The 12,209-nt window shown below is 71.1% G+C and carries 15 protein-coding genes; 9 read left to right on the forward strand and 6 right to left on the reverse strand.

Going from position 1 to position 12,209, the window contains the following annotated elements; translation table 11 throughout:
* Window positions 1-23: 23 nt before the first annotated feature.
* Both OHB13_RS18345 and OHB13_RS18350 read left to right on the forward strand, forming a co-directional pair.
* Window positions 24-920: a LysR family transcriptional regulator gene (locus OHB13_RS18345; protein WP_266855266.1), complete on the forward strand. Its 897-nt coding sequence runs from the start codon at window positions 24-26 to the stop codon at window positions 918-920.
* Between the two features lie 60 nt (window positions 921-980).
* Window positions 981-1,463 carry an NUDIX domain-containing protein gene (locus OHB13_RS18350; RefSeq protein ID WP_266855265.1) on the forward strand — a complete coding sequence of 161 codons (483 nt, stop codon included), beginning with the start codon at window positions 981-983 and terminating at the stop codon, window positions 1,461-1,463.
* Window positions 1,464-1,487: 24 nt separating this feature from the next.
* On the opposite strand, the gene OHB13_RS18355 is transcribed toward OHB13_RS18350, so the two are convergent.
* Window positions 1,488-2,126 carry an HAD family hydrolase gene (locus OHB13_RS18355; RefSeq protein ID WP_328377827.1) on the reverse strand — a complete coding sequence of 213 codons (639 nt, stop codon included), beginning with the start codon at window positions 2,124-2,126 and terminating at the stop codon, window positions 1,488-1,490.
* 76 nt (window positions 2,127-2,202) lie between these two features.
* Between OHB13_RS18355 and OHB13_RS18360 the strand changes: the two genes are divergently transcribed.
* On the forward strand, window positions 2,203-2,733 hold the full coding sequence (locus OHB13_RS18360; protein ID WP_328377828.1) for a DUF2269 domain-containing protein: 531 nt from the start codon (window positions 2,203-2,205) through the stop codon (window positions 2,731-2,733).
* 5 nt (window positions 2,734-2,738) lie between these two features.
* Window positions 2,739-3,593: a GNAT family N-acetyltransferase gene (locus OHB13_RS18365; RefSeq protein ID WP_328377829.1), complete on the forward strand. Its 855-nt coding sequence runs from the start codon at window positions 2,739-2,741 to the stop codon at window positions 3,591-3,593.
* A 39-nt stretch (window positions 3,594-3,632) separates the two neighbouring features.
* Here the strand turns inward: OHB13_RS18365 and OHB13_RS18370 are convergent, their stop codons facing one another.
* Complete coding sequence (locus tag OHB13_RS18370) at window positions 3,633-4,973, reverse strand: MFS transporter (RefSeq protein WP_443062952.1); 1,341 nt, start codon at window positions 4,971-4,973, stop codon at window positions 3,633-3,635.
* A 196-nt stretch (window positions 4,974-5,169) separates the two neighbouring features.
* Here OHB13_RS18370 and OHB13_RS18375 point away from each other — a divergent pair, with 196 nt between their 5' ends.
* From OHB13_RS18375 to OHB13_RS18385, 3 genes are all read left to right on the forward strand, one after another.
* Window positions 5,170-5,628 carry a MarR family winged helix-turn-helix transcriptional regulator gene (locus OHB13_RS18375; protein WP_328377830.1) on the forward strand — a complete coding sequence of 153 codons (459 nt, stop codon included), beginning with the start codon at window positions 5,170-5,172 and terminating at the stop codon, window positions 5,626-5,628.
* A gap of 48 nt (window positions 5,629-5,676) precedes the next feature.
* Window positions 5,677-6,129, forward strand: a complete 453-nt coding sequence (locus OHB13_RS18380) for a GNAT family N-acetyltransferase (protein ID WP_266855259.1) — start codon at window positions 5,677-5,679, stop codon at window positions 6,127-6,129.
* A 115-nt stretch (window positions 6,130-6,244) separates the two neighbouring features.
* The gene (locus tag OHB13_RS18385) at window positions 6,245-7,408 is read left to right on the forward strand and encodes a winged helix DNA-binding domain-containing protein (RefSeq protein ID WP_328377831.1); all 1,164 of its coding nucleotides are present in this window, start codon (window positions 6,245-6,247) and stop codon (window positions 7,406-7,408) included.
* Between the two features lie 54 nt (window positions 7,409-7,462).
* On the opposite strand, the gene OHB13_RS18390 is transcribed toward OHB13_RS18385, so the two are convergent.
* On the reverse strand, window positions 7,463-8,854 hold the full coding sequence (locus OHB13_RS18390) for a serine hydrolase domain-containing protein (RefSeq protein WP_328377832.1): 1,392 nt from the start codon (window positions 8,852-8,854) through the stop codon (window positions 7,463-7,465).
* Between the two features lie 313 nt (window positions 8,855-9,167).
* Between OHB13_RS18390 and OHB13_RS18395 the strand changes: the two genes are divergently transcribed.
* Window positions 9,168-9,584, forward strand: a complete 417-nt coding sequence (locus tag OHB13_RS18395) for a hypothetical protein (protein ID WP_328377833.1) — start codon at window positions 9,168-9,170, stop codon at window positions 9,582-9,584.
* Between the two features lie 84 nt (window positions 9,585-9,668).
* Here the strand turns inward: OHB13_RS18395 and OHB13_RS18400 are convergent, their stop codons facing one another.
* Window positions 9,669-10,274: a winged helix-turn-helix domain-containing protein gene (locus tag OHB13_RS18400; RefSeq protein ID WP_406069606.1), complete on the reverse strand. Its 606-nt coding sequence runs from the start codon at window positions 10,272-10,274 to the stop codon at window positions 9,669-9,671.
* 150 nt (window positions 10,275-10,424) lie between these two features.
* Between OHB13_RS18400 and def the strand changes: the two genes are divergently transcribed.
* Window positions 10,425-11,090: a peptide deformylase gene (def, locus tag OHB13_RS18405; RefSeq protein WP_328377834.1), complete on the forward strand. Its 666-nt coding sequence runs from the start codon at window positions 10,425-10,427 to the stop codon at window positions 11,088-11,090.
* A gap of 66 nt (window positions 11,091-11,156) precedes the next feature.
* Here the strand turns inward: def and OHB13_RS18410 are convergent, their stop codons facing one another.
* Entirely contained in the window at window positions 11,157-11,318 is a 162-nt protein-coding gene (locus OHB13_RS18410) for a hypothetical protein (protein ID WP_328377835.1), read from the reverse strand.
* Window positions 11,315-12,205: a LysR family transcriptional regulator gene (locus OHB13_RS18415; RefSeq protein ID WP_328377836.1), complete on the reverse strand. Its 891-nt coding sequence runs from the start codon at window positions 12,203-12,205 to the stop codon at window positions 11,315-11,317. The genes OHB13_RS18410 and OHB13_RS18415 overlap by 4 nt, the downstream gene beginning before the upstream one ends.
* Window positions 12,206-12,209 lie beyond the last annotated feature (4 nt).

The following is a 12,209-nucleotide window of genomic DNA, read 5'->3' on the forward strand; positions in this document are numbered from 1 at the left end:
AGTCAGAACGGGACGGTACGGACATGGATCTGGCCCTGCTCCGCACCTTCGTCACCGTGCACCGGGCCGGGTCCTTCACCCGCGCCGCCGCACTCCTCGGGCTCTCCCAGCCCGCGGTGACCAGCCAGATACGCACGCTGGAACGGCAGTTGGGGCGGCCGCTGTTCCTGCGCCGGGCCCGTGGTGTCACCCCGACCACCATCGGGGACGAACTCGCCCACCGCGCGGCACCGCATCTGGACGCCCTCATGGAGATCGCCGAGACGGGCATCGACGAGGAGAGCGGCAGCCGCACCCTGCATCTGGCCGGTCCGCCGGAGTTCACCGCGATGCGCGCTCTGCCCGCGCTCACCTCGCTGATTCCGCAGGGCGTCGCGCTGCGAGCCTCGTTCGGCAACACCGAGGAGACCTTGGACGGGCTCGGCGCCGGACACCACGACCTCGCCATCACCACGGCACGGCCACGCGGTGAACTCCTGACCGCGACGACGCTCTGCGACGAGGAACACGTCCTGGTCGCCTCTCCCCGCTGGGCTGCCCGGATCGGCCCCGGGACACTGCGGCGCCAGGGACCCTCCGTACTGAAGGACCTGCCCGTGGTGGAGGTCCATGAGTCGCTGCCGTTCGTCTCCCGCTACTGGAGCACCGTCTTCGACGCACGCCCCGTCGAGACCGGCGCGGTCGTCGCGCCCGATCTGCGAGCCGTCCAGCAGGCGGTGGTGGCGGGCGCCGGGCTCGCCGTACTGCCGCGCTATCTGTGCCAGGACGCCCTGGAGCGGGGTGAGGTGGTGGCGCTGCTGGATCCGCCGGTACCGCCGCTGCGCACCTATTTTCTCGCCGTACGCACCGGCACTCTGGCGCTCCCGCACATCGCGCGGGCCCAGGAGTGGCTGCTGCGGGCGGCCTCCGACTGGTCCTGAGGGGGAGTTCCGGGGCAGGTGATGCGTTTCGGAACCGGTTTCACGGGCCAATCTCCTTCCATGACCGAACGTCCAGTGGTCAAGCGCACCGCCCGCGCCGTGCTCCTCGACGGCGACGACATGATCCTCATCAAGCGGACCAAGCCCGGCGTGGAGCCGTACTGGGTCACACCCGGCGGCGGGGTGGAGGCCGAGGACTCCACCGTGGTCGAAGCGCTGCACCGGGAGGTCGACGAGGAACTCGGCGCCAAGATCACCGATGTGGTGCCCTGCTTCGTCGACACCGTCGAACACATCCCGGAAGGCGGCGGGGTGGCGGGCGTGAAGGTGCAGCACTTCTTCGTCTGCCGGCTGGCGTCAATGGATCCCGCTCTGCGGCACGGGCCCGAGATGGAGGAGCCCTGCGGCGAGTACGAAATCGTCCGGGTCCCCTTCAGCCGGGTCGGGATCGCGGTCGTCCATCTGGTTCCGCTGTCGCTGCGGCACTATCTCGACGGCAACATCGAAGGGGTCCGGGCGCTCCAGGCCGCAGACCTTGGATGAGTCCGGCTGCTGGGGCCGGGTCGGTCAGTTCCCGTCGGTCCCGGCAACGAGCCCGTAGGCCTCGCGCAGATCGCCGCCCGCGTAGTGGTGCGTGGCGAGTTCGGCCAGATGGCTGTCCGCGTTCACCGCGACCGACCGGGCCACCGCCCCGAAGAGTTCCACGTCCGACATCGAGTCCCCATAGGCGATGCAGTCCGCTCGCCCGACGGCGAACTCCGTGCAGAGCCGGTCCGCGATCCGGACCTTCGCGGCTGCGCTGAGAATGCCCGAGGGGTCCACCGGCCGGCTGAACGGAACCTCCGGGAAGCGTGAGCCGTACGCCGCATGTGCACCCCAGCCGAGCAGCCGCTCCACGAAGAACGAGGGCGAAAGCGAGATGACCGCGCAGTAGTCACCGCGCTCTCGGATGTCCCGCCAGACCTCCTGGATCCCTGCGAGCCACGGCGCGGCGTCGAAAGCGGCCGCCACGTGGTCCGCGGTGAGCCCGGACCAGAGGGCGTGCACCTCCACCGCGTACTCCGGCGGGCCGATCCGCCCCGAGACCAGGTCCCGCTCCAGTACGCCGATCTCCTCCAGCAGCCCCAGCTGGCGGGATATCTCCACCGGTGCGGCCGAGCCACGGATGAGGGTTCCGTCAAGGTCGAAGAGATGCAAGCGCGCCATGTACGCCGAGGCTAGTACAGCCGCTTACTCCCCCTGTCCGACGCCCTGGCCCCGGATACGCGGCACCGTGTTTCACGTGAAACCTCTGACCCGCTCCGTACGCCGGGGTGTCCTCGTGGTCCATGTCGCCGTCTCGGTGGGCTGGTTGGGCCTGACCATCGGGCTGCTCGCGCTCGGGGTCACCGCGTACATCTGCGCCGACGCACCCATGACGGAGGCCGCGTACCGGTCGATGAAGGTCTTCGGCGACTGGGTGGTCATCCCGATCGGCCTGCTCACTCTGATCAGCGGAGTGGTGCTCTCCCTCGGCACGCACTGGGGGCTGGCCCGCTACCGCTGGGTGTGGATCAAGTTCTGGCTGACCCTCGTCACCCTGACCGCCTCCGCCCTGGCGCTCCGCCCGCAGATCAACGGGGCTGCCGCAGCCGGGCATCCCGATCTGAGTCTGGTCGCCGCCCCCACTGTCGCCTCCTCGGCGTACTTCTTCATGACAGCCATCTCGGTACTGAAACCGTGGGGCCTGACCGCACGCGGCCGGGCGTACCGGAACAAGCGGCAAACATCCCGGAAACCGGTGGACGGCGTACGCACCCATCAGCGAGCCTGACCACCATGCCCTCACCCCTCGACGAGCTGCCCATCCGCCGCCTGACCATCGGTGACCTCACCTCCTGCGCCGATCTCTCGGAGAACCGCGGCTGGCCGCGCGACGATCACAAGTGGGGGCTGCTGCTCGCAGCCGGGACGGGGTACGGAATCGACGCCCCCGGAGGCAAGGGGCTGGCGACCGCGTGTGTCGTCACCGCGTACGGATCGGGGCTGGCCGCCATCGGCATGCTCCTGGTCGCCGACGAGTACGCGCGGCAGGGTGCCGGGGCGCGGATGATGCGCCATGTCATCGCCGAGTTCGACGGCACGCCGCTGACTCTGCACGCCACCGAACTCGGCCGGCCGCTCTACGAGAAGCTCGGCTTCCGTGCCGTGGGCCGGGCCGAGATGGTCCGCGGCCGCTTCCGCCCCCGGGGCCCGGCACCCGCGGTGGCCACCCGTCCGGCCACGGCCGGTGATCTGCCCGCGATGCTGCGCATCGACCACGAGGTGTTCGGCGAGGACCGCACCCACATGATCACGCGGTTGCCCGCCTTCGCCGACCAACTGCGCGTCGTGGAGGACACCGATGGCATCACCGGTTATGCGGCAGCCTGGCCCAGCACGGACAGCCAGGTGGTCGGACCGCTGATCGCCCGTGACACCGCGTCCGCGCAGGCCCTGATCGCCTCACTCGCGGCGGGCACCGACCGCCCGCTGCGCGCCGACATCGACGTACGCCATGCGGAACTCCTGGACTGGGCCAAGGCCGGCGGGATGGAGTCGGCGAGCTTCAACACCGTGATGACGCGGGAGATCCCGGACCTGCCGGGCGACTGGACCCGCCGCTTCACGCCCCTGACGGTCGCGGCGGGCTGACCGCCGGCAGCGGTTGCGCCGGGCAGATAGGGGCGCCGTTCAGCGGATCGCAGGCACTTCCGGGGCCCGACCGGCCCGCGGTGCCTCTGCGGCTGACGGCGTCGGTTCGGCTGACGGCATCGATTCAGCCTGCGGCACCGGTTCGGCCTGCGGCACCGGTTCGGCCTGCGGCACCGGTTCGGCTGACGGCGTCCCCGTCACGATCCGGCCCACCGGCCCGGCCGGGCCCGTCGACCCGCTGCGCCGCTCCAGCGCGCTGGAGACCAGAGCGAGGACCAGCGCGGACGCGGCAAGGACAGCTCCCACCCAGTTGGGGGCGGTGTAGCCGAGCCCCGCGGCGATGACGATCCCGCCGAGCCACGCGGAGAGCGCGTTACCGAGGTTGAAGGCTCCGATGTTGACGGCGGAGGCCAGCGTCGGCGCCCCCGACGCATGGTCGAGCACCCTCTTCTGCAGCGGCGGAACGGTCGCGAACCCGAGCCCGCCGATCAGGAAGATCGTGACCGCCGCGGCGATCCGGTCGTGCGCGGTGAGCGTGAACAGCGCCAGAACCAGGGCCAGCCCGCCCAGCGACACGTACAACATCGGCATCAGCGCGCGGTCGGCGAAGCGGCCGCCGATCAGGTTGCCGCTGACCATACCGAGGCCGAAGAGCACCAGCAGCCAGGTGACACCGGCCTCGGAGAATCCGGCGACGGAGGTCATCATCGGCGAGATGTAGGTGATCGCGGCGAAAACCCCGCCGAAGCCGAGAACCGTCATCGCCATCGCGAGCAGTACCTGCACATTGCGGAAGGCGGCGACCTCATGCCGCAGCCGGACACCCGCAGGCCTGGGCTGCTCCGGTACGAGCTTGGCGACGCCCAGCAGTCCGACGATGCCGAGCCCGGCGACGAGCAGGAACGTCAGCCGCCAGCCGATGTCCTGGCCGATGAGAGTGCCCAGCGGCACACCGATGACATTGGCCAGGGTCAGCCCGGTGAACATCATCGCGATGGCGCCCGCCTTCTTCTGCGGTGCCACCAGACCTGCGGCCACGACCGAGCCGATGCCGAAGAACGCGCCGTGTGCGAACGAGGCGACGATCCGCCCGGCGAGCATCACGCCGAACACCGGGGCGGTCGCGGAGACCACATTGCCGATGATGAACAGCCCCATCAGCACCATCAGCATCTTCTTGCGAGGCACGCGGGTGCCGAGGACGGTCATGAGCGGGGCTCCGGCGACCACCCCCAGCGCGTAACCGGTGACCAGGAACCCGGCCGTGGGGATCGAGACCTGGAAGGAGTCCGCGACCTGCGGCAGCAGCCCCATGATCACGAACTCGGTTGTTCCGATGCCGAACGCCCCAATGGCCAGGGCGAGGAGCGCGAGTGGCATGAGGTTTCACCTTCCGGGACGAAGCAAGAGATTTCCCTTTGCTTGCATGAGGTCATTTGCTTGCATGAGCGCCTTACAAACGAAGACAATAATTGCGCACGCGGGTTAATTGCAAGCGCGGACTATCTCGGATCGTGCCCTATCCTGGTGCCCGGTGCAGCAGCAGACGGCGGTGCGACGACGGAGGAGACCACTCATGGCAGCGACCGATCCCGCGCTCACCGCTCTCTCGCAGGGCTGGTGCGCGCTCTCCCTGCTGCACGGCCGCATCGAGGCCCAGGTGGAAAAGGCCCTCCAGCGGGGCCACGGGCTCAGCGTGCGCGAGTACTCACTCCTCGACACCCTCAGCCGTCAGCACGACGGCCCCGGCGGCCATCTCCAGATGAAGCAGGTCGCCGACGCCGTGGTCCTCAGCCAGAGCGCCACCACCCGCCTCGTCACCCGCCAGGAGGACCGCGGACTGCTCACGCGCTACCTCTGCGACACCGACCGCCGCGGCATCTACACCGATGTCACCGAAGCCGGCCTCGCGCTCCTGGCGGAGGCCCGTCCCACCAACGCCGCCGCACTGCGCGAGGCTCTCGACGAAGCCGCTACCGACCCGGAGCTGGCCCCGCTCGTGCGCGCGGTCGAAGAACTCAGCCGGCCGGCCTGATCCGGCCGGGCGCTCTGCCACCACCCGGGCCCGCGTACTCTGCGCACCATGAGCGACCTGGAGATCCGCCCCGCGCACGAGACCGACATCCCCGCCATCGTGGCGATGCTGGCCGACGACCCGCTCGGCGCCCGGCGTGAGTCGCCGGACGACCTCGATCCGTACACCGCGGCGCACCGGCGGATCGCCGCCGACCCGCAGCAGCACCTGGTCGTCGCGGTGCGCGAGGACCGGGTCGTCGGCACCCTCCAGCTCACCGTCGTCCCAGGGCTCTCCCGGCGGGGCAGCACCCGCTCCATCATCGAGGGTGTACGCATCCACAGCGACGAGCGCGGCAGCGGTCTCGGCACCCGGCTCATCGAGTGGGCCGTCGACACATCCCGCAGCCAGGGCTGCCAGTTGGTCCAGCTGACATCGGACGCCACCCGGACCGATGCCCACCGCTTCTACGAGAGGCTCGGTTTCACCGCGAGCCACCTCGGCTTCAAGCTCCAGCTCTGACCCGGCAGCGCCGGACGGACACGACAGCAGCAGAAGACCGGCACCGCGAGAGAAGCCAGTACCCAGCGGGAGACAGCACCCAGCGGGAGACCCACGGAACGGGAAGGCCCCGGCCATGCACCGGATCAGCAACGAGCAGCGCCGTATCCGCCTCGGCCGGCGCCACCGCCTCGCGCCCTCCGTCCGGGCCGCCGACCCCGTCGAGGCGTCCGACGCCGTCGTCGCCCTCCACGCCACCGACGCGGCGACCCTCAGTCTCTCCGTCTGCGCACGGCTGGCCGAGGCGAGCACCGCCGCCGTCGAACACGCCCTGTACGACGACGTCTCCCTGGTCCGGCTGCTCTCCCTGCGCAACACGCTCTTCGCGATGTCGCGGGAGGTGGCCCCCTGCGTCGACGCGTCCACCGCCCGCGCCATCGCGGTCAAGGAGCGCAGGACGTTCCTCAAACACCTCGCGGAGGACGGCGGCGGCCTGGACGAACGCTGGCTGGCCGAGACCGAGGCCGCCACCCTGGCCACGCTCGCCGAACGCGGCGCCTGCACCGGCAGCGAACTCTCCGCCGCGGTTCCCGCTCTCCGTACGAAGATCACGGTCTTCCCGGGAAAGAAGTGGGAGGCCGTCCAGGGCGTCGCCACCCGGGTCATCCGGCTGCTGGCCGCCGACGGCCGCATCCGCCGCGACCGGCCGCGCGGCTCCTGGACGTCGAGCCAGTTCCGCTGGACTGCCGGGACGTCCTGGCCCGCCCTGCCGGTCCCCGAGGCCAAGGCCGAGCTGGCCCGCCGCTGGCTGCTCTCCTACGGTCCCGCGACCGAGGCCGACCTCAAGTGGTGGACGGGGTGGACCCTGACGGACACCCGCAGGGCACTCACGGCGGTCGGCGCGGAGGAGGTGTGCATGGACGACGGGGCACGCGGATTCGTCGCGCCGGGCGACACCGCTCCCGAGCCGCGCACCGAACCGTGGGCGGCCCTGCTCCCCTCCCTCGACCCCAGCGCCATGGGCTGGGCCGACCGCACCTTCCACCTCGACGCCGGCCACCGCCCGGCGCTCTTCGACCGCGCGGGCAACATCGGCCCGACCGTGTGGTGGAACGGACGGATCGTCGGCGGCTGGGCACAGCGCGCGGACGGCGAGGTGGTGTGGCGCCTGCTGACAGATCCGGGGCGGGCCGCCGCCGAGGCGGTCGGGGCGGAGGCCGCGCGGCTCGCGGAGTGGGTGGGGGACGCGCGGATCACACCACGGTTCCGGACCCCGCTGGAGCGGGAACTGTCGGGCTGAGGAAGCGGAAGGCCGGCGGTCCGTGCGGTCCTCCGTACGCCGGCCCCTCGCCCGCTACGGCAGCCCGCGCCAGCCGCCCTCGTCCACGCCTCCCGGCACCGGCGCCCCCGGGTCGTACGGCTGCCGGGTGAAGACGAACGAGCCCAGATCCAGATGGCTCACCTCGCCGGCCTGCCGTACGACCCGCAGTGTCTCCCCCGCGAAGTAGCCGTCGAGCCCGGTCCAACTGCCGTCCCGTTCCGCGCGGAACCGGGAACTCCGCCCGCCGCCGGACAGCGGACCGAACTCCATCCCGCCGTCCGCCGTAAGACGCAGACCACTCACCGACGTCCCCCAGTACCAGGGGCCCGCCAGTTCGAGCAGCCCGGGATCGACCTCCGGCAGCGGGCGCCAGGGCTTCGGAATGGCGGGTTCCGCGTCCGCCACGATCCGGATCAGATCGGCGGCCACCCGCGGACCCACCCCCGACGTGCTGTTCGAGAGCGCCACCGCGGCCACCCCGTCCGCCACGCTCACCCACAGTCCGGCCACGAATCCCGGCAGCGATCCGGTGTGCCCCGCCAGCGTCCGGCCGTCGCGCTGTGCGAGCTGGATGCCGAGGCCGTAGCCGCCGTCCCACTCACCCGCTTCCGGCGCGGCCGCGGGCGCGCGCATCTCCCGTACGGTCTCCGCGCCGAGCACCCGGTCGTCGCCCTCCGCCAGGAAGGCGGCGAAGCGGCACAGATCGGCGGCCGTCGACCAGAGTTGTCCCGCGGGCGCCATCAGCCCCAGGTCCTCGGCGGGCTCCGGCAGCAGCGCGTCCGCCCACGGATGAGCCGCCCACGCACCGGCATACGGTGCCTGCGGCTGGGCGCTCGTACGGTCCATTCCCAGCGGTACGCAGATCTCGCGCTGCACCACGTCCGCCCACGCGGCCCCGCGCAGCGCCTCCACCACCGCGCCGAGCAGGGCGTATCCGGGGTTGGAGTAGTGGTGGCGCCGCCCGGCCGGATGCAGCTGCGGCCGCTCACCGAGCAGATCCGGAAGACCGGGACGCAGCGCGGCCGACGACCGCTCCCACCATGCGCCGGGAGTCTCCGCCGCCAGACCCGCGGTGTGGCTGAGCAGTTGAGCGATCGTCACCTCGCCGACCCCGGTGCCCGGAACGTACTTCTCCAGCGGGTCCGCCAGATCGAGCAGGCCCTCGTCCCGCAGGCGCAGCACCGCAACCGCGGTGAAGGGCTTGGTGATCGAGCCGATCCGGTACTGCGTGTTCGCGTCCGGCGCATGGCCGTCGACGCAGCTGCGCGCCCCGGACCACACCATCCGCCCGTCCCGCATCACCGCCGCAACCAGCGACGGCACTCGGCCGTCGGACTGCGCGACGGCGATGCGGTGCAGCAGCGCCCGCCTGGTGGCGGGGAGGAGTTCCGCGAAGGAATCCGGCACGGGGTCTGAAGAAGTCATGGCCCGAGACCTACCAGACGGACCCCGGCCCGTCGATGGGATTCCGGGAGCGGGCCACTGCTCCGAGGGGGCGGGCAGTTCCGAGGGGGCGGGCGGGCAGCACAGGGAGCAGAGTGAGAAGGGAGAGGACGTGGGCGGGGAGGGGCGAAGGCGGGGGAGGGCGAGTGCGAGTGCGAGTGAGCCTGTTACAGGACGGTGACACAGAGCCAACAACGCATCCGGGCAACCCGTCGTCTTTTCATGTGAGACCGACACCAACAGTATTTGTCTCACCTTTGTGTGAAATCAGAGATCCTCACCGAAAGGGACACTCATGATCGTCACCAAGCGCCGCTCCCTGCGTCTCGCCGCCGTCAGCACGCTCGCCGCCGCGACCGTTGCGCTGGCAGGTACCGCCGCGATGGCCGATGCCCCGACCGCACCCAGCACCCCCGTCGCGCAGACGGTCGTCGCCGCCAAGGCCTCCATCACGGCGAAGCCGTCGGTGAGCACGGTGAAGGCCTGGCAGCTCTTCCGGGTCACCGGCACCACGACCGGCCTCAAGGCGGGCGCCAAGGTGACCCTGCAGCAGAAGCAGGGCAGCAAGTGGGTCACGCTCCCCGCCTCCGCGCCCGTGAACCACAACGGTTCCTACTCGCTGGGCGTCAAGCTCGGCATCAAGGGCAAGAACCAGCTGCGCATCGTCAGCGGAAGCACGGCCTCCCCGGTCTTCAACGTGACCGTGCGCTGATCAGCGAGCCTCCCCTCCTGCAGTGCCCCGGTGCCCCATGGGCTCCGGGGCACTGTCGCGTCCGCAGGCCGCATCGGTTCCACGTCAGTCCTGGTCTCCTTCGCCCGCCGGGTGGGGGAGCAGGGGGAACAGCCGGGTGATGAGGGCCACCGGCAGCGCGCCGTCGGGCCGGGCCAGGGGCCGCTGCTCGCGGTCCCGGTAGGGCGCGAACGCCTGCCGGATCGCGTCCGCCACGCGGGTCATCTCCTCGGGCGTCAGGTAGGCGACGGCACTGAAGGCATCGTCGTGGCGCCAGGCGGGCGGCGCCTCGTCCCGCTGGGTCAGCCATCGCTGCCAGCTCTCGTCCTCCAGCCCCCGGGCCAGGTCGGTGAACTGCTCGTCCGCGGACCCGCCGGCCCCGGAAGCGGGCTGCCTCAGACGCCAGGGACGGACGCGGCCCCCGCTGTGCGGGGCCTCCTCGATATATCCGTGGCGAGCGAGCTGCCGCAGATGGAACGAGCAGAGACCTGAGCTGTACCCGAGCCGGGCGGCCGCTTCGGTGGCCGTGACGGCGCCGACTTCGGCGAGCAGGGCCAGCAGGGCGGTGCGGACCTCGTGCGGGCGCAGCGCTGCCGGCCCCGCGCTGCGCGGAGAACTGTGCGGAGAGCCGTGCGGAGAGCTGCGTGGAGAGCGGAGGTCATCTTCAGTCACTTTGCAAAGTCTGCTAGTTTGCAAAGCACTTGGCAAGCGGCCCGCAGTGCGTCCGTGGCCTCCGGTGCGTCCGTGGCCTCCGTGCGTCCGTGGCCTCTGTGGCCTCTGTGGCGTACGCAGATGGGCAGAACGGCAGAAGGGGAGTCAGCGATGTCAGTCCGTCACGAGCGGTCCCACCCCGTCGACCGGCGGGTCCGTGTGCAAGGCCGCCCGGTCGACTCGTATCCGGCTCTGCCGAGGGAGGCGGAACGGGGTTCGGTGCGCCGGATCACGGTGGTGGGCGAAGAGATCCTGAGCCGCCCGTGCCACGACGTGACCCGGTTCGGCTCCCCCGGGCTCTCGCGCCTGATCGACGACATGTTCCTGACGATGTACGTGGCCGACGGCGCCGGTCTCGCCGCGAACCAGGTGGGTGTCGATCTGCGGTTGTTCGTGTACGACTGCCCGGACGACCACGGGGTCCGGCATGTCGGCCACATCGTCAACCCGGTTCTGGACCTGCCCGATCCGGGCGGCCGCCGGCTCGTCGACGACTTCGAGGGCTGTCTGTCCGTGCCCGGCGCCGCCATGGCCGTACCCCGTACCGACCGCACCGTCGCCCGCGGGCAGGACAAGGACGGAAACCCCCTCGTCATCGAGGGAACGGGGTACTTCGCGCGGTGCCTGCAGCACGAGACCGACCACCTCCTCGGCCACACGTATGTCGACCGGCTCTCCAGCCGGGACCGCAAGGACGCCCTGCGGCAGATGGCGGACGGAAGCGAAGATGTCTTCGCCCGCCGCGCGCTCAAGGCCGCCGGCCTGGGCTGCCGTTGACACAGCCCTGGCTACCCCGCCGTGGCCACTCCACGGGAGGGGCCGGACAAGCCCCGTGGACCCACGTCAGTCGAGGCGAGAGTCGAGGTTCAGGAGTTCGTCGTTCGTGCGGTAGCGCGGGCCTGCCGGCTCGATGACGCTGTCTCTGAGCAGCACCGGACCGGCGCCGAGATCGTCCAGCTGTCCTGGCCCGGCCCCACGCGGTACCGTACGCGCCCGCCGAATCACCGCAGGTGCTTGTCGATCAGGCGCTGGAAAGCACGGGCCGCCGCGCTCGGGGTCCGGTCCCTGGGCGTGGCCAGGGATATGGGCCAGTCGAGGTCCGCGCCGGTGACAGGCAGCAGGACGAGGTCCTCGTCGGGCTCTGCGGTGCCCCGGGGCAGCAGAGCGACGCCCAAGCCGTGACGGATGTAGTCCGCCCCGGCCGCAATGGCGGTGATCTCGATGGTGACGTGGCGCTGAAGCCCGGCCGTGGTGAACGCGCGATCCGTGACAGCGCGGTTGCCGTAACCGGCCGGGAAGTCGATGAACGCCTCACCGGCCAGTTCCCCCAGTGCCACCCGGCTCCGGTCGGCAAGCCGGTGGCCCCGGGGAACGACGAGGTCCAACGGCGTCGTGGTGATGTCTTTCCACTGCACGCCGACCGGCGGCGGACCGGGAACCGAGACGAACGCGAGGTCGAGCCTCCCCTCCGTGAGCGCATCGACGAGCCCGGGCGAACCGCCGCACGACGCCGCAGTGGCCAGGCGCACGGAGACAGCGGGGTGCTCGTGGTGGAAGCGGCCGAGCAGGGCGGGGAGATCGATCAGCCCGAGTGAACTCATCGTTCCTATGCGCAGTGTTCCCCGGACGCCACCGTTGACGTCGTCGACCGCGTCACGCGCGTCCCGCGCGGCGTCGAGGGCCGCCCGGGCCTTCGGCAGCAGCACGTGACCGGCGTCCGACAGTTCGACGTGTCTGGAGGTGCGCTCCAGCAATCTGACGTGCAACTCCCGCTCCAGGGAGGCGATCGTCGCCGACACAGCCGACTGCACGACATGCAACCGGGCCGCGGCGCGGGTGAAACTCGACTCCTCCGCCACGGCGACAAAGCACTCCAGCTGACGCAACTCCATCCCC

Source organism: Streptomyces sp. NBC_00440 (assembly GCF_036014215.1).
Classification (GTDB): Bacteria; Actinomycetota; Actinomycetes; order Streptomycetales; family Streptomycetaceae; genus Streptomyces.

Bases quoted from the DNA above. Each gene is read 5' to 3' on its own strand.
- OHB13_RS18345 (WP_266855266.1), top strand. From the start codon at position 24: ATGGATCTGGCCCTGCTCCGCACCTTCGTCACCGTGCACCGGGCCGGG.
- OHB13_RS18385 (WP_328377831.1), top strand. From the start codon at position 6,245: ATGCACCGGATCAGCAACGAGCAGCGCCGTATCCGCCTCGGCCGGCGC.
- OHB13_RS18375 (WP_328377830.1), top strand. From the start codon at position 5,170: ATGGCAGCGACCGATCCCGCGCTCACCGCTCTCTCGCAGGGCTGGTGC.
- OHB13_RS18370 (WP_443062952.1), bottom strand. From the start codon at position 4,973: ATGCCACTCGCGCTCCTCGCCCTGGCCATTGGGGCGTTCGGCATCGGA.
- OHB13_RS18390 (WP_328377832.1), bottom strand. From the start codon at position 8,854: ATGACTTCTTCAGACCCCGTGCCGGATTCCTTCGCGGAACTCCTCCCC.
- OHB13_RS18380 (WP_266855259.1), top strand. From the start codon at position 5,677: ATGAGCGACCTGGAGATCCGCCCCGCGCACGAGACCGACATCCCCGCC.
- OHB13_RS18395 (WP_328377833.1), top strand. From the start codon at position 9,168: ATGATCGTCACCAAGCGCCGCTCCCTGCGTCTCGCCGCCGTCAGCACG.
- OHB13_RS18355 (WP_328377827.1), bottom strand. From the start codon at position 2,126: ATGGCGCGCTTGCATCTCTTCGACCTTGACGGAACCCTCATCCGTGGC.
- OHB13_RS18365 (WP_328377829.1), top strand. From the start codon at position 2,739: ATGCCCTCACCCCTCGACGAGCTGCCCATCCGCCGCCTGACCATCGGT.
- def (WP_328377834.1), top strand. From the start codon at position 10,425: ATGTCAGTCCGTCACGAGCGGTCCCACCCCGTCGACCGGCGGGTCCGT.
- OHB13_RS18415 (WP_328377836.1), bottom strand. From the start codon at position 12,205: ATGGAGTTGCGTCAGCTGGAGTGCTTTGTCGCCGTGGCGGAGGAGTCG.
- OHB13_RS18350 (WP_266855265.1), top strand. From the start codon at position 981: ATGACCGAACGTCCAGTGGTCAAGCGCACCGCCCGCGCCGTGCTCCTC.